This is a genomic window from Candidatus Kosakonia sp. 282A-S69, assembly GCF_029433855.1.
Taxonomy (GTDB): domain Bacteria; phylum Pseudomonadota; class Gammaproteobacteria; order Enterobacterales; family Enterobacteriaceae; genus Kosakonia; species Kosakonia cowanii_A.
Window position 1 is genome coordinate 1,047,201 of record NZ_JAROAU010000001.1, and the last position, 21,047, is coordinate 1,068,247.

A 21,047-nucleotide genomic window follows, 5' to 3' on the forward strand; every position below is an offset into this window, starting at 1 on the left:
AAAATATATTTTCTAAAGTGTGGATAGTGCCACTTCCTATCATCGATGCGTTTAGGAAGTGGCTTTTATCTATGCCAATCTCGGATACCCATCCGCAATCGCGTCACCGGTAAACTGCGCGATCCACCCCTCGGGGTTATCAAAAATCCTGATCGCCGTGAAGTTGGGTTCTGAACCCATATCAAACCAGTGCGCTGTGCCGGCGGGCACGGAGATAAGGTCGTTCTTCTCGCACAGCACCTGGTAGACCTCGCTGCCGATATGCAGGCAGAAGAGCCCGGCACCTTCCACGAAGAAACGCACTTCATCTTCACCATGGGTGTGTTCGCTGAGGAATTTGCTGCGCAGCGCCTCTTTCTGTGGGTTGTCGGCGCGCAGACTGATCACATCCCAGCTCTGGTAGCCTTTCTCTTCTACCAGTTTGTCGATGGCATGCTGATAGGCGTTGATCACCGTTTCCGGTGTCGGGTTAGCGCCCAGATCGCGGTCGGCCTGCCAGCGCTCAAAGCGCACGCCTTTCGCATTCAGCTTCTGCTGAATATCGTCGGCGTCGGTGCTGTGCCATACCGGTGTGCTGGCATCGGTGTCGGTGTAAATCGTCAGTGCGCTCATGAGGGGATCTGCTCCGGCTTGATGGTGCTGAATGAGTTAACCTGGTGATGATGGCTGGCTGCGTCATCATCATCGCGAATCAGTTGCGTGGTGCGAAAACCGGCCTCTTCGGCAGCGTCCAGCTCCTGATGAATGTCGGAGAGGAAGAGAATAGAAGAGGGCGGTAGCGCAAGCTGTGCGGCGATATTGCGATAGGACTGCACTTCGCGCTTCGCTCCTACCAGCGTATCGAAATAGCCGCTGAAGAGATGAGTAATATCACCTTCATCGCTGTAGCCAAATAACAGTTTTTGCGCAGCAACGGAGCCAGAGGAATATACATAGAGATCAATGCCCTGCGCCTTCCAGTTCTCCAGCGCGGGCAGCACGTCCGGGTAGAGATGGCCGGTAAAATCGCCGTTGGCGTAGCCATCGCGCCAGATAATGCCCTGAAGTGCTTTCAACGCCGTCGATTTGCGGTCTTCATCCATAAAAGCGAACAGCACCTCGATAAGCTCGGCGCTGGTGGCGTTCGGCTGCGCAATCTCATCACGCAGATTATCGAGAATGGTGCTGACCGGCTCCTGATACTGCTGCGCGGTGACAAACCCCGCCAGCCGCTCGCGGGCGTAGGGAAACAGAACGTTATGTACAAAGCGAATATCGCTGGTGGTGCCTTCTATATCGGTGACAATCGCGCGGATCATAATCTCTCCAGCAGTCGGCGCTGCAATTCGCATTCAAATAAAAACTCCAGCCCTTCGAGGTGGCGGCGCGCTTCGGCGACGTCGCGCCCCCAGCAGGTTAACCCGTGGCCGCGCAGCAGAAAACCATAACGTAACGTGTTCGAGTCTGCATAAGCGGCAATGCGCCCGGCGAGCGCGTCGATATCCTGATCGTTATCAAAAATGGCAATCGGCACGCTATCGAGATGCGAATGCTGCCCGCTAAGGGATTTTTGCATCTCATACCCGCTCAGTTGCAGCGCGGCGCTTTTCTCCACCCGCGACAGCACCGTGGCGTTAACAGTGTGCACATGCAGCACCGCGTTGGCGTCAGGGTAGAGGCGGTAAATCAGGGTATGCAGACCGGTTTCGGCAGAGGGTTTACGCCCGGATGGCGCATGATTATCGGCGATGGAGACCTGCAAAAAATCCTCCGGCGTCAGGCTGCCTTTATCTTTGCCGGACTCGCTCAGCCAGCACCATTCGGCACTTTGGCGCAGGGACATATTGCCGCCCGTCGCGGGCGCCCACCCTTTGGCGCCGATCCAGTGGCAGGCAGAAACAAGTTGCTGGAGTTGCAGGTTGTTGGTCATCGCGTTTCCTTATCAGGAATATCGTTGTGATATAGACGTCTAAGCGTCTTGATTGCCAAATACTAGCATCGTGTTATAGTGGCGGCAACTTGAGTCTCGACAACAGGCACGAAAAGATGCGCAATAACCCTTTGATTCCTGAGAGTAAACTCCCCGCTTTAGGCACCACCATCTTCACGCAAATGAGCGCGCTGGCCCAGCAGCATCAGGCGATTAATCTTTCCCAGGGCTTCCCCGATTTTGACGGCCCGCGCTATTTGCAGGAGCGGCTGGCGTATCACGTCGCGCAGGGTGCAAATCAATATGCGCCGATGACCGGCGTGCAGCCATTGCGCGAAGCGATTGCCGAGAAAACGGCGGCGCTTTATGGCCATCAGCCAGACGTGAACAGCGACATTACCGTCACCGCCGGGGCGACGGAAGCGCTCTATGCGGCGATCACCGCGCTGGTGCGCGAGGGCGATGAGGTGATCTGTTTCGATCCGAGTTACGACAGCTACGCGCCTGCGGTTGAGCTCTCCGGCGGGGTGCTTAAACGCATTGCCCTGCAACCGCCGCACTTTCGCGTTGACTGGCAGGCTTTCGCCGCGCAGCTCAGCGATCGCACCCGGCTGGTAATTGTTAATACGCCGCACAACCCGTCGGCGACGGTGTGGCAGGAGGCCGATTTTGCCGCCCTGTGGCAGGCAATTGCCGAGCGGGAAATTTATGTGTTGAGCGATGAGGTTTACGAGCACATCTGCTTTGCCGAGGGTGGGCATGCCAGCGTGCTGAAGCATCCGCAGCTGCGGGAACGTGCCGTCGCCGTGTCGTCGTTTGGCAAAACCTACCATATGACCGGCTGGAAAGTGGGGTACTGCATTGCGCCCGCCGCCATCAGCGCGGAGCTGCGTAAAGTGCACCAGTACTTAACCTTTTCGGTGAACACCCCGGCACAGCTGGCGCTGGCCGATATGCTGCGCGCCGAGCCTCAGCACTACCGGGAACTGCCAGATTTTTACCGCGCGCGCCGCGACGTGCTGGTCAATGCACTGCGCGAGAGCAAGCTGGAGTTTTTGCCCTGCGAAGGAACCTACTTTTTGCTGGCGGATTACAGCGCCATCTCCGATCTCGATGATGTCGCGTTTTGCCAGTGGCTGACGAAAGAGGTGGGTGTGGCGGCCATTCCGCTGTCAGTGTTCTGCGCCGATCCCTTCCCGCATAAGTTGATTCGCCTCTGCTTTGCGAAACAGGAATCGACGCTGCTGGCGGCAGCAGAGCGTCTCTGCACCCTGTAGCGGCTTACTTTTCACCCATGATTGTTTTGAGCTTTTCCGCATCCGGCAGGCCGACCGCCTGCTGGAGCACACTCTCTTCATTCATATAGTAGATAGCGGGTGTGGCATTAGCCCCGAGATCGTCCATGATTTTCTGGTTGAGGTTGAGCGAGCGCATGATCGTCGGCGGGATAGTTTTCGGCAGCGCCAGCGTCATTTTGCCGTTCGACTGCTCATACTCATGCCAGCTTTTGGCCGGATCTTTCGCGCTGAGGATCGCCGCCGCTGCGGCCGGGCTTTCCGGTTTGATTACGCCGACCATTAAGGTGCGGATCTGCACCTTGCCGGACTCTACCCACGGGCGCGCCTGCTGCCAGAACTGTTTGCAGTAGGGGCAGTAGGGATCGGCAAAGACGTACACCACGCGCGGCGCGGTTTTTTGACCGTCGAGGATCCACTCCGCTTTCTCCATCCGCTGCCAGAGTTTGCGCCCGGCAGGGCCATAGAGCTCCTGATTGAACAGCTTTTCGCTAAGATTGGTGCCCGCTTCGTCATACATATAGCCAGAGATGGCGTGTTTGCCGTCCGGCGTGACATAAATCGTGACGCCCATCTCCTGATATTTACCCAGATAACCCTTCATGCCGCCCGGTGCGTTAAAGGATTTAATGATGGTAATGCCTTGCTTTTCAATGGCTTTGACCGGCGCGGGCAGTTCTTCAGCGTGCAGGGTCAGCGGCAGTAGGGTCAGCATTAACAGGCGTTTGAGCATAAAAATCCTTATCAATTCAGAGGGTAAGGTTAACAAAGGCTAAACCTATCACAGTCATAGACAACAGACAGGGAATAAAGATTGTCGTGGTGCTTAGGGAGTGGTGTAATCAACGCTGTTTGTCATCGACAGATGGCAAGCGTATCGCACAGCCAGCGTGCTGGCACTGAAGTCACCCGCGGGTATTTCAGATATTGAGGCCACCCGCACCGGTGGCCTTTTTACTTTTGGCTAATGTCTGTTCACAGAGTTGTTCGTTGGTGTTTGTTAGCTAACGCTTATTGATTTGATAATGCAAACGCATTAGCCGTCGTAAGCAAAGTTCGTTAACTTATGCCCCAACGAAAACACGGAGGAAGTATAGATGTCCTTAATTAACACCAAGATCAAACCTTTCAAAAACCAGGCGTTCAAAAACGGTGAATTCATCGAAGTAACCGAGAAAGATACCGAAGGCCGCTGGAGCGTCTTCTTCTTCTACCCGGCTGACTTCACCTTCGTATGCCCGACCGAACTGGGCGACGTGGCTGACCACTACGAAGAACTGCAGAAACTGGGCGTTGACGTTTACTCTGTTTCCACCGACACCCACTTCACGCACAAAGCATGGCACAGCAGCTCTGACACCATCGCGAAAATCAAATACGCGATGATCGGCGACCCGACTGGTGCCCTGACCCGTAACTTCGAAATCATGCGTGAAGACGAAGGTCTGGCAGACCGCGGTACCTTCATCGTTGACCCGCAGGGCATCATCCAGGCTATCGAAGTGACCGCTGAAGGCATCGGCCGTGACGCATCTGACCTGCTGCGTAAAATCAAAGCGGCTCAGTATGTTGCTTCTCACCCAGGCGAAGTGTGCCCGGCTAAGTGGAAAGAAGGCGAAGCGACCCTGGCTCCGTCCCTGGACCTGGTTGGCAAAATCTAAATTTCCGTCGTATTTCGCGCCATAGCTTTGTTGGCGTCGCGCGTTCACCCCGGTCACTTACTTTTGTAAGCTCCCGGGGATTCACGAGCTAGCCGCCTCGCTCTGACGCAAAATACTTAGGAAATTATCTACGATACGGGTGCTTTTTGGGCGCCCGTTTTATTCAGCACCATGATGCAAGTTGCATTAGTGCAGTCGCAAAATCGGCTTGCATGATGATGTTTTAAGAGAAGGATACCGACATGCTCGACACCACAATGAAAACCCAGCTCAAGGCTTATCTTGAGAAACTGACCAAGCCTGTTGAGTTGATCGCGACGCTGGATGACAGCGCGAAATCTACCGAAATTAAAGAGCTGCTGGGCGAAATCGCCGAACTCTCTGACAAAGTGACCTTTAAAGAGGACAACACGCTTGCGGTGCGTAAGCCCTCATTCCTGATCACCAACCCAGGCTCGCACACTGGCCCGCGCTTTGCTGGCTCCCCGCTGGGGCATGAGTTTACCTCGCTGGTGCTGGCGCTGCTGTGGACCGGCGGTCATCCGTCGAAAGAAGCGCAGGCGCTGCTGGAGCAGATCCGCGACATCGACGGCGACTTCGAGTTTGAGACCTACTACTCACTCTCCTGCCACAACTGCCCGGACGTGGTGCAGGCGCTGAACCTGATGTCGGTGCTGAACCCGCGTATCAAGCACACGGCAATTGACGGTGGGGCTTTCCAGAACGAAATCACCGATCGTAACGTGATGGGTGTTCCGGCGGTCTACGTGAATGGTCAGGAGTTTGGGCAGGGTCGTATGACGCTGACTGAGATCGTGGCAAAAATTGATACCGGCGCGGAAAAACGTGCGGCGGAAGAGCTGAACAAACGCGACGCTTACGATGTGCTGATTGTCGGCTCCGGCCCGGCGGGCGCAGCGGCTTCCGTTTACTCTGCCCGTAAAGGCATCCGGACCGGCCTGATGGGCGAACGCTTCGGCGGCCAGGTGCTGGATACTGTAGATATTGAAAACTACATCTCCGTGCCGAAAACCGAAGGGCAGCAGTTTGCAGGTGCCCTGAAAGCACACGTTGCGGACTATGACGTCGACGTGATCGACAGCCAGAGCGCCAGCAAGCTGGTTCCGGCTGCGGTCGAAGGCGGCCTGCATCAGATTGAAACCGCGTCTGGCGCGGTGCTGAAAGCGCGTACCGTCATCATTGCCACCGGCGCGAAATGGCGCAACATGAACGTGCCGGGTGAAGATCAGTATCGCACCAAGGGCGTGACCTACTGCCCGCACTGTGACGGCCCGCTGTTTAAAGGCAAGCGCGTGGCGGTGATCGGCGGTGGTAACTCCGGCGTGGAAGCGGCTATCGATCTCGCCGGGATTGTTGAACACGTGACGCTGCTGGAGTTCGCTCCGGAGATGAAGGCGGATCAGGTGTTGCAGGATAAAGTTCGCAGCCTGAAGAATGTCGACATCGTTCTGAATGCGCAGACCACCGAAGTGAAAGGCGACGGCACTAAAGTGACCGGCCTTGAGTACCGCGACCGCATCAGCGGCGATGTGCATCAGGTTGCGCTGGCGGGGATCTTTGTTCAGATCGGTCTGCTGCCGAACACCACCTGGCTGGAGGGCGCGATTGAGCGCAACCGCATGGGCGAAATCATTATCGATGCCAAGTGCGAAACCAGCGTGAAAGGCGTGTTCGCGGCGGGCGACTGCACCACGGTGCCGTACAAACAGATCATCATCGCCACCGGCGAAGGTGCCAAAGCCTCCCTGAGCGCGTTTGATTACCTGATCCGCACCAAAGCGTAAGCAGAATTAAGAAAGTAAGAGTCACCTGCATATAAAAAGCTGCCGCAAGGCAGCTTTTTTTTTACCCGGATGGATCGGTGCGCTCATTTTGCCGGATGGCGGCTGCGCCTTATCCGGCCTACAAAAGCACGCGATCCCCGTAATAACAACGCGCACAGTCTCGTAGGCCGGATAAGCGTTAGCGCCATCTGGCAATAAGCCCCTCTAGCGCACCACCAGCACCGGAATATGCGCGTGGCGCACCACGCTGGAGGCATTGGAGCCGAGCAGATGGGTGGTGATTGTCGGGTTGCGCGAGGCGATCACCACCATATCCGCATGCAACTCTTCGCCAAGCTCATTAACCATATCGCGCACGCTGCCGAAGCGAACGTGGGTATGAATGCGCGAGGGATCGATTGAGAAGTGGCTCTTCATACTCTCGAGGCGGGTTTGCGCCTCCTGGTGCAGATGCTCTTCGAAGCGGCGTAAATCGGCGGCAAAACGGTGCAGGCTCAGGCTGGCGGAAGCGGGTAACACATGCAGCAGGTGAATAACACCTTCACTCTGGGCGAGGAACTCTGCGTGACGGATCGCTTTGTCGCTTAACTCCATTTCGAAAATATCGACCGGCATAATGATTGTCTGGTACATAAACGCGTCTCCCTATGGGTTATGTCCCGGGAATTGAAGCACAAAGAGAGGGGGGATTTTGCTGCATGAGTGGCAAATCTGAACAATGGCGGGAGCCGGAAAGAGGATGCGGGCGCATCCTCTGCAAAACAAAGCAGGGCGGGGATCAGAGCATGAAATCGCCAGCGGCTTCGGGCTGGTAGAGCAGCTCCAGCACTTCAAGGTCGGTGGTGGTTCCCCCCGGCAACGTCCAGTGAATGGAATCACCAACACGTAAACCTAACAGCGCCGCGCCCACCGGGGCCAGAACTGACAGCTGCGTGGCGCTGTCTGTCATTTGCGCCGGGTAGACCAGCGTCCGCACGCGGGTTTCGCCGCTCTTCAGCTCGCGGAATTTTACTCTGCTGTTCATCGTCACCACATCATGCGGCATCGCGTCTGGCGCGCACATATTGGCGCGATCCAACTCCTCATTCAGCGCATCGGCAATCGCAAGGCTGGCATGTGCAGGCTGCTCCAGCAAGCGGTCGAGGCGCTCAGCGTCTCGCTCATTAATGATAATGGCAGGTCTGGACATCTCTTACTCCGTGTCAGGTGATTGATCCAAAGAAAAACCCTCGCCGACGGGCAGCGAGGGTTTGTCTAAAGCTGATGATACTAACCCGGCCCCATGCTGTGAAGTGACCCGGCGCACATTTGCCTCAATTATGATGACTCCGGGCGATCAGTAACCCGCGCTGTCGAGAATAAAGTGATCCCCACAGTTGCCGGGGTGCGGCTGTGGCAGCAGCGAGCGGCCAGAGAGCGGCGCATTAATCGCGTCGGCTTTTATAGCAACCTGCATCTCGGTCAGGTAGGCCGGGTTGCCGCTGCAGGTGAGTTTCACCGCTTTCACGCTCTGATTTCCGTAAGCCCTGGCGACGGCAGAATCAAAGGCGGCGCGGGTAATCGCTTTGCCGTAGTTATTGGCAAGAAATACCCCAAGCGGGCTGGTTTTGATCTCATGATTCAGACGCACCATCGCACCAAAATAGTCATCAGGATCGAAGCCGAAACAGACGCCGTGCTTGGCATATTCGTAGCGCTCAAGGCAGGAGTTACCACCGGAGCCGGGCATAGCAGCGTTGAGTTTATCCGCCATCTCCAGCGATAAACCGGTCTCTGCTGCCGCGCACTTCTGGCTGGCTTTCGCTTCCGGCATATTGGGAATCGGGCGCGTGGCGCAGCCAAAACGCATCCAGCGGCGGTTATCGACGCCGCGCGCGGCGATCGATTTCGGCAGCCCCGGCCATAAACCGTGCACGGTCAAATTATCGGCTTTGTCGTCGGGGGATTTTTGCAGGCGGCACTCTTCAGGCTCGTCGCGCCCGTTGTCGTGCATGCTCTGGCAAAACCCGGTCTGCCAGGAGAGCGCCAGCACGTAGCGGTCAAAATCGCCGTACTGCTTTGGTTGCAGCGGTGCGGCATAAGCAGAATTGAAGAGTAGCGCGGCAATGCCTGTGCTGATGAAGAGTCCCTTTTTAAACATTTCAGTTCCTGATAAATGGGTCCAGATAATTGCCATAGGTTATTAAACCATAAAAAAAGCGCCGGGCAGGCGCTTTTTCAATTTCTGACCCCCGGCCGGGTTAGTGAACCGCTGCGCCAGGCACCAGGATTTCGGTGGCGACAATCACCACCACCAGACCAACCAGAATCGGTACGGAGGTGCGTTTGACCACTTCAAACGGCGAAATGTTTGCCATCCCGGCAACGGCGACCACCACGCCGGAGACCGGTGAAATGGTGCGGCCGAGGTTGGAGGCCTGCAACATCGGAATCGATAAATAGGCCGGGTTGATGCCCGCTTCGCGCGCCAGTTTTGGGATCATCTCCACAAACGCATAAAACGGTGCGTTACCGGAACCGGTAGTCATCGCCGCCAGCATGGTGAGGATCACCAGCACCAGCATCAAAATAATGCTCGCGGAACCGAACGAGGTGGCAATTGAGATCAGGCTCTGGATAAAGCCGATGGTGCTCAGCCCCTGGGCGAAGACGCCTGCGGCAACCAGCAGCATCACGACACCGGCAAAGGCATCAGCCATGCCGCGCCAGGCCACCTCCAGCCCGCTGAAGACATTCTGGGTATTAAAGCCGCGCAAAAACTCCAGTACCGCAGCAATCAGCATACAGATCACGAGGATGGTAATAATGTGCAGCTCCGGTCCCCACTTGCCGTCGAAAATCAGCACGCCGATGATCGGCGTAAAGGGCAGGATGGCGTAAAACGCGGGCGCGCGGGTGGTGATCTCTTTCACATCCAGCATTTCGCTAACAATGTTCTCCTTCTTATCGAGGTAGCGCTGCCAGAAGAAGTGGGCGATAGCCATGGCGACAATCGCGGCGATAGAGATAGGCAGAGTGGTTTTAAACGCGAAATCTACCAGCGGCATCTCTGCGGCTTTCGCTGCCAGCACCACATCGCCGGAGGTGGGCGAGAGAATAATCGCCGCCGGGGAGGCGCAAATTGCCGCCGCCGCGCCGCGGCTGATACCGACATTGACCATCACCGGGAAGAGGGTCGCCATTAACAGCACACCGAGTCCCGTGGCGGAAGAGACCGCCAGCGACATCAGGCAGGCGACAAAATAGGCGGCAATCATCAGGATATAGGGCGAATTGATAAAACGTAGCGGGCGTGAGGCCAGCTTAACGACCATATCATTGGCACCAATATGCGTCATGTAGGCAGCAAAACCGCACAGCATCATGATCATCATGCCGAGATCGCCGCCGCGGCTCATCAGCAGAATTTTTATATATTCGACGATGTCGGTGGCGCGATAACCGGTGCTGGTGGCGCTTGAGGGTAATATTGCGTGGCCCATCAGCGCGCTGACGATCAATAAGGCCAGTCCGCCGACAAACAGAACGCCGGTGGCAGAGTAGCCTTTAATGATGTAGCGGGCGACGCCGACAATTACCACGGCGCCGATCAATAGCTCAATCAGGGTTGAAATCATATTGGGTCCCGGAGGTTGGACAAAAAAAAGTAAAGTAAGCAAAAAACTGCACCGCAATGTGCCGAATAACGGTGGCGTGATAGCTGATTAAAATCAACAAAGCGCTGCATTGCGCGCAATATTACGTGAATTGTTATAAATCAGAAAAATAAATGCGGGCGAAACTATAATTCAGGCTAATGAATTTCGGCAGTTGTGTTTTATTTGTGATAACGAGTGGTTAATTGTTTTGGCGTTTTTAGTTTCAGTTTGATTTGACAGCAAAATTCACTAAAAAAGCCTTTAAAAATAGAAAGCGCGCTGCTTATACTCGCCGTTACCTTCACTTATCCAAGGCGTTGTTATGCACGCAGCCTGGCTCTACCGATTGCGCTTTCTTAAGCGGCATTTATTAATGCTGCTTATCGCATTGGGTTGGCTATTGATTCAGAGTCAGGTGGCGATTGCCTCTCATGCCTGTACGCTTCCCGTGCCGGGTGAAGCGATGATGCAGCAGCATATGCACCATCTGGCAATGGGGGATGACGCGCCGCCCCATGGGATGAAAGGGGCGCTCTGCGAGAAGCACTGCGTACCCGATCTGGTGCAACAAGAGGGGCATCACCCTTCGCTGGCGGCGCTGCCCGCCACCTTAACGCTGGCGATTGCCGAACCCGTTTTCACCGCTATCACTTCGTCCGGCTGGACATTAACGCCGCCCGCCGCCGGTCCGCCGGCAACCCTCCGCTTCTGCCGTTTTCGCGAATAGAGACCTGTTAACACGTTGAATTTTTTTCGATTAATGTTTAACAGGAGTTTTTACAATGCGTACTTATTTCCTCTGCCTGCTCTCAGGCATCCTGCTTTTCCCGCACCTCAGCGCTTATGCGCAAGCGCACGACATGTCGCACCATCACGCGCTGTCAGCCCAGGTTTATCAAAGCCAGGGCACCATCAAAAAGATCACCCCGCAGGCTATCACTATCGCCCACCAGGCTATTCCTGCGTTGAGCTGGCCACCGATGACCATGCAGTTTACGGTTGCGCCTGAGCATCCGCTGCCGCAGGTGAAGGTGGGCGATAAGGTCAGCTTCAGCTTTAGCCAGAGTGAGCAGGGGTACACCCTTCTCGCCGTCACGCCGTTACCGTAAGCGGAGGCGACAATGAGACGATACTCGCTGAGCCTGCGGCTCGGCGGGGTTTGTCTTGCGCTCATCTGCTCCGCTGCGCAGGCGGAGTCGCTGACGCTGACGCAAACCCTTGCCGCTGCAGAGCGCTACTCTGCTGAGCTCTCTGCCAACCGTAACGAAGCCCGCGCGCTGGATGCGATGGCGGATTCTGCTCGTCAGTTGCCCGACCCCAAACTCAAATTCGGCATTGAGAATGTGCCGGTGCAGGGCAATAACGACCGCCGTTTGACCCGCGAAGGCATGACCATGCAGCGTATTGGCGTGATGCAGCAATATGTCAGCGCGGAAAAACGCAATCGCAAGGCCGACACGTTGCTGGCTGAATCGCGCAGCGTCGAGGCCAAATCCCACGTGGTGCGCGCCGCGCTTCAGCGAGATAGCGCGCAGGCGTGGCTTGAACTGGCGCTCTCGCAGCGGGCGCTACATACCGCCCGGGAATTAGTGGCGGAAACCGTGCGTCAGCAGGGGGCGCAGCGCGCCAGCGTCGGCGCGGGGAACGCCATGCCGGATAGCGTGCTCGCCTTGCAAATTAGCCTCAGCGCGCTGCGCGATAAGGTCACCCTCGCCGGGCGGGATGTGCAGCTGGCACAAACCCGGTTAATGCAACTGACCGGGCAGTCTGTTACCGCCGTAAGCGGCGAGCTTCCCCGCTACCAGCGCCTGCCGGGAGATGAGAAAACGCTGGAAGAGGCGATTCGCCAGCACCCCGACATCCTTGCTGCCGCAAGCCTTGCTAACAGCGCCAAAGCGCGATCGGCAGAATCGGCGATTGCCGCACTGCCTGACGTCGAGGTGGAGGTGTGGTATGGCCGCCGTGCAGAGGGGTATGAAGATATGGCCGGGGTGATGTTTACCGTCGATCTGCCTCTCTTTCAGTCCCATCGCCAGGATAAAGATCACGCCGCCGACGTCTCCCGCACCTTGCAGGCCAACGACCAACTGGCGCTCGCCGAGCGTGAGCATCTCGCCGAACTGCACACGCTGATTGCCCAGTACAACGCCGCGCAAACCCTCTGGCAGCGCCAGCGGGACGAGGTATTGCCGCTTTTGCGCAGCCGTAGCGCGTTGTTAGCGGCGCAGTACCGCGCCGGTCAGTCCGATCTCCCGACACTGCTTGAGGCGCGCCGTAATGTGCTCGACGGTGAACTGGCACTCATTCAGGTCGAAAAAACGATGGCGCAGCAGTGGGCAGCGATCCGCTGGCTTATCCCGCAGGAGGTGAAGTGATGAAAAGAACCCTGTTAGCCGTGGCAGTGGCGGCCTGCATGGCGGCCAGCGCCGGTTACTTGACCGGTCGACATCAGGCTGTGCCCGCTGAAAGCAGCCCGCCGCCGCAGGCGCGTAAAGTGCTCTACTGGTATGACCCGATGGTGCCGGATCAGCGCTTCGATAAACCGGGCAAATCGCCCTTTATGGATATGCCGCTGGTGGCGAAATATGCTGATGATGCGCCTGCTGACGGCGGTGTACGTATCAGTGCCCAACAGCAACAGAATCTGGGTATGACCACCGCTAAGGTGGAGAAACGGCCGCTCGGTAGCTCTTTTTCTGCGTTTGCTACGGTGACCACCGATGAGCGGGCGATGCAGATTGTGCCGTCACCTGCGGCGGGCGTGGTGGAAAAACTTTTTGTCCGCGCGCCGCAGCAGTGGGTGAAAAAGGGGGAGGCGCTGGCACAGCTCTGGATCCCGCAATGGACCAGCGCACAGCAGGAGTATCTGGCGGTGCGCCAACTCGGTGACAGAGAGCTGACGCGTGCCGCCCGCGAACGGCTGGCACTGCAGTTTATGCCGCAAGAGGTGATCCGCGCAGTCGAGCGCAGTGCAAAAGCGCAAACCCGGCTAGTGATTCGCGCTGCGCGCGACGGCTATGTCACCAAACTCGACACCCGCGAAGGGGCGCAGGTGGCCGCCACGCAAACGCTGTTTGAACTGGCGAGTCTCGATCCGGTCTGGCTGGTGGTCGATTATCCGCAAAGCCAGGCGCAGGCGCTGAGGGTTGGCAGCGAGGTGGAAGCCAGCAGCGAAAGCTGGCCAGGCGAACGATTCCACGGTCGCGTCAGCGAACTGTTGCCGCAGCTCGCGGGCGCCACGCGCACGCTGCAAGCGCGCATTGTGCTGGATAACCCACAGCAGAAGCTCAAACCCGGCATGTTTCTTACCGTGACGCAATCTGAAGCGGCGCAGCAGCCGGCGGTGCTTCAGATCCCGGAGGAGGCGTTGATTGAAAGCGGGCGCGCCAGCCGCGTGTTGCTGGCAACCGGGGAGGGGCATTTCCGCGCGGTGAATGTGACCGCCGGACGGCGGGCGCAAGGCTGGCGAGAGATCCTCTCCGGTGTACAGGAGGGGGATGTAGTGGTCACCTCCGGCCAGTTCCTCATCGACTCCGAAGCAAGCCTGCGCAGCGCCTTGCCGCAGCAGCCGGCGGCTGTCAAAAAAACGGCGGAATACCGTGCCAGCGGCGTAGTGCAGGCAGTGGACAACGGCACCATTACTCTTAGCCATCAACCGATTCCTGCGCTGAACTGGGGGGCGATGACGATGGACTTTGCGCTTAAAGAACCCGATTCAAAGGTGAAGGTGGGCGATAAAGTGATGTTCAGCTTTACGCTGGATGATGAAGCGGGCGCAACGATCACCCATCTGATGCCGCAGCAGGAGGCGACAAAATGATTGCTGCTATCATTCGCGCCTCATTACGCAACCGCCTGCTGGTTCTCATGGCATCGCTTCTTCTCACCGGCTGGGGCATCTGGTCGCTACAGCGCGCGCCGCTCGATGCGCTGCCCGATCTCTCGGATGTGCAGGTCATCATTCGTGCCAGCTATGCGGGCAAAGCACCACAGCTGATTGAGGATCAGGTGACCTATCCGCTGACTACCGCCATGCTCTCGGTGCCGGGGGCGAAAACCGTGCGTGGCTTCTCGATGTTTGGCGATGCCTATGTCTATGTGCTGTTTGACGATGAGACCGACCTCTACTGGGCGCGCTCGCGGGTACTGGAGAGCCTGAGCCAGATTCAGGCATCGTTACCCGCTGGTGTTGAAGTGGGGCTTGGGCCGGATGCCACCGGCGTCGGCTGGATCTATGAGTATGCGCTGGTGGATCGCAGCGGTAAGCATAATCTCGCCGATTTGCGCGCCTTACAGGACTGGACACTGAAGTTTGAGCTGAAAACCGTGCCTGATGTTGCAGAGGTCGCCAGCGTCGGCGGGATGGTGCGCCAGTACCAGATTGTGCCGGATCCGCAAAAGATGCGCGCGCTCAATATTACCCATCAGCAACTGGTAAGCGCGGTGCAGGCGGCGAATCAGGAGAGCGGCGGCGCGCTGCTGGAGATGGGCGAAGCGGAGTTTATGCTGCGTACCAGCGGCTACTTACGCCAGCCGGAAGATTTTCGCCAGACGGTGATCGCCAGCCGCGACGGCGTGCCGGTGATGCTCTCTGATGTGGCGAGCGTGCGCCTCGGGCCGGAGCTGCGCCGGGGCGTGGCGGAGTATAACGGTGAAGGCGAGGTGGCGGGCGGCGTGATTGTGATGCGCTACGGCAAGAATGCGCTGGAGACCATTCATGTGGTCAAAGCGAAGCTTGCTGAGATACAAAAAACGCTGCCCACCGGCGTGGAGATTGTGCCGGTTTACGACCGCTCGACGCTGATTGAGAGCGCCGTCGGTACGCTGACCCATAAGCTAATTGAAGAGTTTATGGTTGTCGCGCTGGTCTGCACACTGTTCCTGTTTCACTTTCGCTCGGCGTTGGTAGCCATTGTCTCGCTGCCGCTGGGTATTCTCGGTGCGTTTATCGTCATGCACTATCAGGGGATCAACGCCAATATCATGTCGCTTGGCGGCATCGCCATTGCCATCGGCGCGATGGTCGACGCGGCGATTGTGATGATTGAGAACATGCACAAAGTGATAGAGCAGTGGCGGCACGATAACCCTGGCCGCCTGCCGGAGCGGGCCGATTACTGGCGCTTCTCCGAGCAGGCGGCGGTGGAAGTTGGCCCGGCGCTCTTTTGCAGCCTGCTTATCATCACCCTGTCGTTTATTCCGGTCTTCTCGCTAGAGGCGCAGGAGGGGCGCATGTTCTCGCCGCTGGCGTTCACCAAAAGCTGGGCGATGGCCGTTGCGGCCGGGCTGGGCATTACGCTGGTGCCGGTGCTAATGGCTCTCTTTATTCGCGGCACGATCCCCGATGAAAAGGCCAACCCAATTAACCGCGTGTTGATCCGCCTGTATGAACCGCTGCTGGATAATGTGCTGGCGTGGCCGAAAGCGACGCTTGCCATCGCACTGCTGCTGTTACTGGCGACCGCCTGGCCGCTCAGCCGCCTCGGCAGTGAATTTATGCCGCCGCTGGATGAGGGCGATCTGCTCTATATGCCCTCGACGCTGCCGGGTATTTCTGCCCGTGAGGCGGGACGCTTACTGCAGCAAACGGACCGCTTGATCAAAAGCGTGCCGGAGGTGGAGAGCGTGTTTGGCAAAGCGGGCAGGGCGGAGAGCGCGACCGATCCTGCGCCGTTGACCATGCTGGAGACCACCATCCGCTTTAAGCCACGTGCGCAGTGGCGGCCCGGCATGACGCCGGAAAAACTGATCGACGAGCTGGATAAAACCGTCAGCGTACCGGGCATCGCCAACGTCTGGGTGCCACCAATCCGTAATCGACTCGATATGCTGGCAACCGGCATTAAGAGCCCGGTGGGCATTAAGGTGAACGGCAATAACATTGCTGATATTGAGCGCGTGGCGCAGCAGGTTGAGCAGGTGGTCAAAACCGTGCCGGGCGTCACCTCCGCGCTGGCGGAGCGGCTGGCAGGCGGGCGCTATGTTGATATCAATATTAATCGCCAGCAGGCCGCGCGCTATGGCGTCTCGGTGCAGGAGTTGCAGGCGCTGGTCTCAACCCTGGTTGGGGGCGAGAAGATTGGCGAGGTGCTGCAGGGGCGTGAGCGTTTTCCCATCAATGTACGTTATCCGCGGGATCTTCGGGCGAACGTCGACGATCTGCGCGCACTACCGATGATCACCGCTAACGGCAGCCAGATTGCCCTGGGTGACCTGGCGGAGGTTGTGATTAGCGAGGGGCCGCCGATGTTGAAAAGCGAAAACGCGCGCCTGTCAAACTGGATCTATGTTGATCTGCGCGGGCGCGATTTGAAATCGGCGGTGGAGGAGATGCAGCAGCAGGTGGCGCAGCAGGTGACGCTGCCGCAGGGCGTGTCGCTCAGCTGGTCCGGGCAGTTTGAGTATCTCGAACGCGCGACGGCAAAGTTGAAAATCGTCCTGCCAGTGACGCTGATAATTATCTTTGTCCTGCTGTTTATTACCTTCAAACGCATCTCTGATGTCTTATTAATTATGGGGACATTACCCTTTGCATTAATAGGCGGCGTCTGGTTGCTGTGGTTGCTGGGATATAACTTGTCGGTGGCTGGTGCCGTCGGCTTTATTGCGCTGGCCGGCGTGGCGGCGGAGTTCGGCGTTATTATGGTGCTCTATCTTAATCATGCGCTTGAGAAATATCGCATCTCTGAATCAGACGCGCCTAATAAGCAACTGCGTCTCGCAATACATGAGGGAGCGGTATTACGCGTGCGGCCGAAAGTGATGACGGTGGCGACCATTATGGCCGGGCTGCTACCGATCATGTGGGGCGGCGGCAGCGGCGCAGAGGTGATGAGCCGTATCGCAGCACCGATGATTGGGGGAATGGTTACTGCGCCACTGCTCTCAATGCTGGTTATTCCGGCGCTCTATTATTTACTGCATCGTAAACGCTGACCTTATTATGCGCCCGGCGATCGGGCGCATATTGCCGGGTAAAAATGGGACTCTTCCTGGCCTGTTTAGGATGAACACTAATTTCGTTAAGGAACTATTAAGGTATAGTGTCGGAAAATAGAAGTTGATTAGTTATATGGAAAAATTGTTGTGGCTGTTTATAAAAAATTTAAATGTTTCGCTCTCCTTTTGTGTTTGCAGTTTTCACTGATTTCGACACTTAACGCAGCAGATAAACCCTGGTACACCGTTTTCGCTGACAACGTTAAGCAAACGTGGCAGCAGCCGGATAACTACGATCTTTATGTGCCTGCCATCACATGGCATGCGCGTTTTGCCTATGACAAGGACAAAACCGATCGCTATAACGAACGTCCGTGGGGCGCAGGTTTTGGTCAGGACCGCTGGGATGAGAAGGGGAACTGGCATGGACTCTACCTGATGGCGTTTAAAGACTCCTTCAACAAGTGGGAGCCGATTGGCGGCTATGGCTGGGAAAAGACCTGGCGCCCGCTGGCGGATGAGAACTTCCATCTTGGTCTCGGTTACACCGCAGGCGTTACCGCGCGTGATAACTGGAAGTACATCCCCATTCCGGTGCTGCTCCCGCTGGCTTCTATTGGTTACGGACCGGCGACGTTCCAGATGACCTACATCCCCGGCACTTATAACAATGGTAACGTTTACTTTGCCTGGATGCGGTTTCAGTTTTGATTGCCGCGTCGGCGGTGGTAGTGAACAAAGAGTAAACAGCACTAAAAACGCGGAATAAAGCGTCATTGGAAAAAAAGTTCGCGACATTTATCACTTTTTCGCGAATAACGACTGGACAAAACTCGCGACAATTGTTGTACTGATACCCGACACAGCATTTGTGTCGTTTTTTCATGTAAAGGTAATTTTGATGTCTAAGATTAAAGGTAACGTTAAGTGGTTTAATGAATCCAAAGGATTCGGTTTCATTACTCCGGAAGATGGCAGCAAAGATGTGTTCGTACACTTCTCTGCAATCCAGAGCAATGGTTTCAAAACCCTGGCTGAAGGCCAGCGCGTTGAGTTTGAAATCACTAACGGTGCCAAAGGCCCATCTGCTGCTAACGTAATGCCTGTTTAATCAGCGCGTACAGCAAGAATTCCAAAACCCGCCGCAAGGCGGGTTTTTTATTGTCTTCAGCTCGCGTTAGCGGTTGAGAAGAGCCAGAACGCCAGCGCGGTCATGGCAAACGAACCCAGCAGGTTAACGGCGACATTCAGCAGCGCCCAGCCCGCGCGCCCTTCCTGCAGTAAAAACACCACTTCCGCCGAAAAGGTGGAAAAGGTCGTCAACCCGCCGCAAAACCCGGTCGTTATCAGCACCTTCCACACCGGATCGATATGCGTCATACGGTTAAACCACGCCAGCCCGGCGCCAATAATAAACGCCCCAATTAAGTTCGCCGTCAGCGTGCCAAGCGGAATGAGTTGATGAACCGGGTTGAGTTTCATACTCACTAACCAGCGCGCCACGCTTCCCGTGCCCCCGCCGATAAATACCGCTAAAAAGAGTTGTAACACTGCGCTATCCTGCTATCTGATAAATGAATGTGGCGAGTTTACCGTCGTGGCCGAAAACTGGCTACGGCAATACTGTAAGGAGAAACGTGATGATTGTTGCTGCCGGACAATTTGCTGTCACATCCGTGTGGCAAACTAACGCTCGCACGTGTGTAGATTTGATGGCAGAGGCTGCGCGTCAGCAGGCCTCCCTGTTGGTGCTGCCAGAAGCGTTGCTGGCGCGGGATGATAATGACCCGCATATGTCGGTGAAATCCGCGCAGCGGCTTGATGAGGGCTTTATAAGCCTGCTTTGCGAAGAGAGTCGCCGTAACACGATGACCACTGTACTTACTGTGCATGTTCCGTCGACGGCGGGCAGGGCGGTTAATACGCTGGTGGTATTGCGCGGCGGGGAGGTCATCGCGCAGTATGCCAAGCTGCATCTTTATGATGCGTTTAGCATGCAGGAATCCGCGCGGGTCGATGCCGGACATGCCTTGCCGCCGTTGATTGAGGTGCATGGCATGCAGGTAGGTCTGATGACCTGTTACGATCTGCGTTTCCCTGAGCTGGCGTTATCGCAGGCGTTACAGGGTGCCGAACTGCTGGTGCTGCCCGCTGCGTGGGTACGCGGGCCGCTAAAAGAGATGCACTGGGCAACGCTGCTTGCTGCGCGGGCGCTGGACACTACCTGCTATCTGGTGGCTGCCGGCGAGTGCGGCAACAAGAATATTGGCCAAAGCCGGATCGTCGATCCACAAGGGGTAACTCTTGCGGCGGCGGCCGAGGAGGCGCAGTTAATTTTTGCCGAGGTGACGGCGGAGCGCGTGGCGCAAACGCGGGAGAAACTCCCCGTTTTGCGTAATCGCCGTTTTGCCGCTCCGCAATTGCTGTGATGTTTTTTTAATCAGTGCTTGATTCATCTCGTTACAGATTGGTATTGTGTGCGCGCACTGAATGACCGTTAATGGTGTCAGGTTATCAACGGTGCTTTTTACAGCCTGTTTTATGAAAGAAGGTATCTATGGGTGAGATTAGTATTACTAAACTGCTGGTCGTGGCCGCATTAGTGGTTCTGCTGTTTGGAACCAAGAAACTGCGTACACTGGGCGGCGATCTTGGTGCAGCGATCAAGGGCTTCAAAAAAGCCATGAACGATGATGACGCAGCGAAGAAAGACGCCGACGTCGTCACAGCAGAGAAACTCTCTCACAAAGAGTAATCGCGCCACGACAGGCGAAAAAAAACCGGCTCTCAGGCCGGTTTTTCTGTTTTGAGTGTAAGTAAGTGTTACTTCACTTCCATCCCTTTAGCCTGCAGATCGGCATGGTAGGACGAGCGGACGAACGGACCGCACGCGGCATGGGTAAAGCCCATCGCCAGCGCTTCCTCTTTCATCTCTTCAAACTCATCCGGGCTGACGTAGCGCTGCACCGGCAGGTGATGACGGCTCGGTTGCAGATACTGACCCAGCGTCAGCATGGTGACGCCATGACGACGCAGATCGCGCATTACTTCAATGATTTCTGCATTGGTTTCGCCTAAACCGACCATCAAGCCCGATTTGGTCGGGATCTCCGGGTGCGCTTCTTTAAAACGCTCCAGCAGTTTCAGCGACCAGTTGTAATCCGCGCCCGGACGCACCTGGCGATAGATACGCGGTACGTTCTCAAGGTTGTGGTTGAAAACATCCGGCGGCGTGGCGGTGATAATATCAAGCGCGCGATCCATACGGCCACGGAAATCCGGCACCAGCGTTTCGATTTTGATCGTCGGGCTCTTCTCACGAATCGCCGTAATGCAGTCCGCAAAGTGTTGAGCGCCGCCGTCGCGCAGATCGTCGCGGTCAACAGAGGTGATCACTACATAACGCAGCGCCATATCGGCGATGGTCTGCGCCAGTTTAAGCGGTTCGTTCGCATCCGGCGCCACAGGACGACCATGTGCCACATCGCAGAAGGGGCAGCGACGCGTACAGATCGCGCCAAGGATCATAAACGTGGCGGTACCGTGGTTGAAACACTCAGCGAGGTTCGGGCAGGAGGCCTCTTCGCAAACAGAGTGCAGCCCGTTTTTGCGCATGGCAGCTTTGATACCCTGGATACGGGAGGAGTCGGCCGGGAGTTTGATTTTCATCCATTCCGGTTTTCTTAACAGAGCTTCACGCTCTGTTGCCACGTTTTTTACCGGGATAAGCGCCATTTTATCGGCGTCGCGATACTTTACACCGCGTTCCATCACAATGGGTTTACTCATAGCGTGCGTGT

Annotated in this window: 22 protein-coding genes; 12 read left to right on the forward strand and 10 right to left on the reverse strand. The window is 56.6% G+C overall.

Annotated features, from left to right (window positions below; all coding sequences use genetic code 11):
- Window positions 1-69: 69 nt before the first annotated feature.
- From PU683_RS04590 to PU683_RS04600, 3 genes are read right to left on the reverse strand one after another with little or no spacing between them, the layout of a single operon-like run.
- On the reverse strand, window positions 70-612 hold the full coding sequence (locus tag PU683_RS04590; protein WP_277170363.1) for a 1,2-dihydroxy-3-keto-5-methylthiopentene dioxygenase: 543 nt from the start codon (window positions 610-612) through the stop codon (window positions 70-72).
- Complete coding sequence (gene mtnC / locus PU683_RS04595) at window positions 609-1,298, reverse strand: acireductone synthase (RefSeq protein ID WP_277170364.1); 690 nt, start codon at window positions 1,296-1,298, stop codon at window positions 609-611. Before mtnC ends, PU683_RS04590 begins: the two co-directional genes overlap by 4 nt.
- Window positions 1,295-1,909 (reverse strand): methylthioribulose 1-phosphate dehydratase, encoded by a 615-nt coding sequence (locus PU683_RS04600; RefSeq protein ID WP_277170366.1) that lies wholly within the window; start codon window positions 1,907-1,909, stop codon window positions 1,295-1,297. Before PU683_RS04600 ends, mtnC begins: the two co-directional genes overlap by 4 nt.
- Window positions 1,910-2,025: 116 nt before the next feature.
- Here PU683_RS04600 and PU683_RS04605 point away from each other — a divergent pair, with 116 nt between their 5' ends.
- The gene (locus tag PU683_RS04605) at window positions 2,026-3,186 is read left to right on the forward strand and encodes a pyridoxal phosphate-dependent aminotransferase (RefSeq protein ID WP_277170368.1); all 1,161 of its coding nucleotides are present in this window, start codon (window positions 2,026-2,028) and stop codon (window positions 3,184-3,186) included.
- Between the two features lie 4 nt (window positions 3,187-3,190).
- Here the strand turns inward: PU683_RS04605 and dsbG are convergent, their stop codons facing one another.
- Complete coding sequence (dsbG, locus tag PU683_RS04610; RefSeq protein WP_277170370.1) at window positions 3,191-3,937, reverse strand: thiol:disulfide interchange protein DsbG; 747 nt, start codon at window positions 3,935-3,937, stop codon at window positions 3,191-3,193.
- A 364-nt stretch (window positions 3,938-4,301) separates the two neighbouring features.
- Between dsbG and ahpC the strand changes: the two genes are divergently transcribed.
- Complete coding sequence (ahpC, locus tag PU683_RS04615) at window positions 4,302-4,865, forward strand: alkyl hydroperoxide reductase subunit C (RefSeq protein ID WP_023479935.1); 564 nt, start codon at window positions 4,302-4,304, stop codon at window positions 4,863-4,865.
- A gap of 242 nt (window positions 4,866-5,107) precedes the next feature.
- Window positions 5,108-6,670 (forward strand): alkyl hydroperoxide reductase subunit F, encoded by a 1,563-nt coding sequence (ahpF, locus tag PU683_RS04620; protein WP_277170374.1) that lies wholly within the window; start codon window positions 5,108-5,110, stop codon window positions 6,668-6,670.
- A gap of 204 nt (window positions 6,671-6,874) precedes the next feature.
- Here ahpF and uspG read toward each other — a convergent pair whose 3' ends face one another.
- From uspG to dcuC, 4 genes are all read right to left on the reverse strand, one after another.
- Complete coding sequence (uspG, locus tag PU683_RS04625) at window positions 6,875-7,303, reverse strand: universal stress protein UspG (protein WP_277170375.1); 429 nt, start codon at window positions 7,301-7,303, stop codon at window positions 6,875-6,877.
- Window positions 7,304-7,448: 145 nt separating this feature from the next.
- Complete coding sequence (gene rnk, locus PU683_RS04630; protein ID WP_277170377.1) at window positions 7,449-7,859, reverse strand: nucleoside diphosphate kinase regulator; 411 nt, start codon at window positions 7,857-7,859, stop codon at window positions 7,449-7,451.
- A 147-nt stretch (window positions 7,860-8,006) separates the two neighbouring features.
- Complete coding sequence (rna, locus tag PU683_RS04635; RefSeq protein WP_277170378.1) at window positions 8,007-8,810, reverse strand: ribonuclease I; 804 nt, start codon at window positions 8,808-8,810, stop codon at window positions 8,007-8,009.
- Between the two features lie 100 nt (window positions 8,811-8,910).
- The gene (gene dcuC / locus PU683_RS04640) at window positions 8,911-10,284 is read right to left on the reverse strand and encodes an anaerobic C4-dicarboxylate transporter DcuC (protein ID WP_277170494.1); all 1,374 of its coding nucleotides are present in this window, start codon (window positions 10,282-10,284) and stop codon (window positions 8,911-8,913) included.
- Between the two features lie 346 nt (window positions 10,285-10,630).
- Between dcuC and PU683_RS04645 the strand changes: the two genes are divergently transcribed.
- The 7 genes from PU683_RS04645 (at window position 10,631) to cspE (ending at window position 18,358) form a co-directional block, all read left to right on the forward strand.
- Entirely contained in the window at window positions 10,631-11,035 is a 405-nt protein-coding gene (locus PU683_RS04645) for a DUF2946 domain-containing protein (RefSeq protein WP_277170380.1), read from the forward strand.
- 55 nt (window positions 11,036-11,090) lie between these two features.
- Entirely contained in the window at window positions 11,091-11,417 is a 327-nt protein-coding gene (locus PU683_RS04650) for a copper-binding protein (protein ID WP_277170381.1), read from the forward strand.
- Between the two features lie 12 nt (window positions 11,418-11,429).
- A complete protein-coding gene (locus PU683_RS04655; protein WP_277170383.1) occupies window positions 11,430-12,683 on the forward strand; it encodes a TolC family protein in 1,254 nt (417 codons plus the stop codon).
- The gene (locus PU683_RS04660) at window positions 12,683-14,128 is read left to right on the forward strand and encodes an efflux RND transporter periplasmic adaptor subunit (protein ID WP_277170385.1); all 1,446 of its coding nucleotides are present in this window, start codon (window positions 12,683-12,685) and stop codon (window positions 14,126-14,128) included. Before PU683_RS04655 ends, PU683_RS04660 begins: the two co-directional genes overlap by 1 nt.
- Window positions 14,125-17,244: an efflux RND transporter permease subunit gene (locus PU683_RS04665; RefSeq protein ID WP_277170387.1), complete on the forward strand. Its 3,120-nt coding sequence runs from the start codon at window positions 14,125-14,127 to the stop codon at window positions 17,242-17,244. Before PU683_RS04660 ends, PU683_RS04665 begins: the two co-directional genes overlap by 4 nt.
- Window positions 17,245-17,394: 150 nt before the next feature.
- Window positions 17,395-17,958, forward strand: a complete 564-nt coding sequence (gene pagP / locus PU683_RS04670; RefSeq protein ID WP_277170389.1) for a lipid IV(A) palmitoyltransferase PagP — start codon at window positions 17,395-17,397, stop codon at window positions 17,956-17,958.
- A 190-nt stretch (window positions 17,959-18,148) separates the two neighbouring features.
- Complete coding sequence (gene cspE, locus PU683_RS04675) at window positions 18,149-18,358, forward strand: transcription antiterminator/RNA stability regulator CspE (RefSeq protein WP_007373839.1); 210 nt, start codon at window positions 18,149-18,151, stop codon at window positions 18,356-18,358.
- A gap of 56 nt (window positions 18,359-18,414) precedes the next feature.
- On the opposite strand, the gene crcB is transcribed toward cspE, so the two are convergent.
- A complete protein-coding gene (gene crcB / locus PU683_RS04680; RefSeq protein WP_277170393.1) occupies window positions 18,415-18,798 on the reverse strand; it encodes a fluoride efflux transporter CrcB in 384 nt (127 codons plus the stop codon).
- 89 nt (window positions 18,799-18,887) lie between these two features.
- Here crcB and PU683_RS04685 point away from each other — a divergent pair, with 89 nt between their 5' ends.
- Both PU683_RS04685 and tatE read left to right on the forward strand, forming a co-directional pair.
- Window positions 18,888-19,676, forward strand: a complete 789-nt coding sequence (locus PU683_RS04685; RefSeq protein ID WP_277170495.1) for a deaminated glutathione amidase — start codon at window positions 18,888-18,890, stop codon at window positions 19,674-19,676.
- A 128-nt stretch (window positions 19,677-19,804) separates the two neighbouring features.
- On the forward strand, window positions 19,805-20,002 hold the full coding sequence (gene tatE / locus PU683_RS04690) for a twin-arginine translocase subunit TatE (RefSeq protein WP_023479962.1): 198 nt from the start codon (window positions 19,805-19,807) through the stop codon (window positions 20,000-20,002).
- A 68-nt stretch (window positions 20,003-20,070) separates the two neighbouring features.
- Here the strand turns inward: tatE and lipA are convergent, their stop codons facing one another.
- Window positions 20,071-21,036 carry a lipoyl synthase gene (lipA, locus tag PU683_RS04695; RefSeq protein WP_277170397.1) on the reverse strand — a complete coding sequence of 322 codons (966 nt, stop codon included), beginning with the start codon at window positions 21,034-21,036 and terminating at the stop codon, window positions 20,071-20,073.
- Window positions 21,037-21,047: the final 11 nt, after the last annotated feature.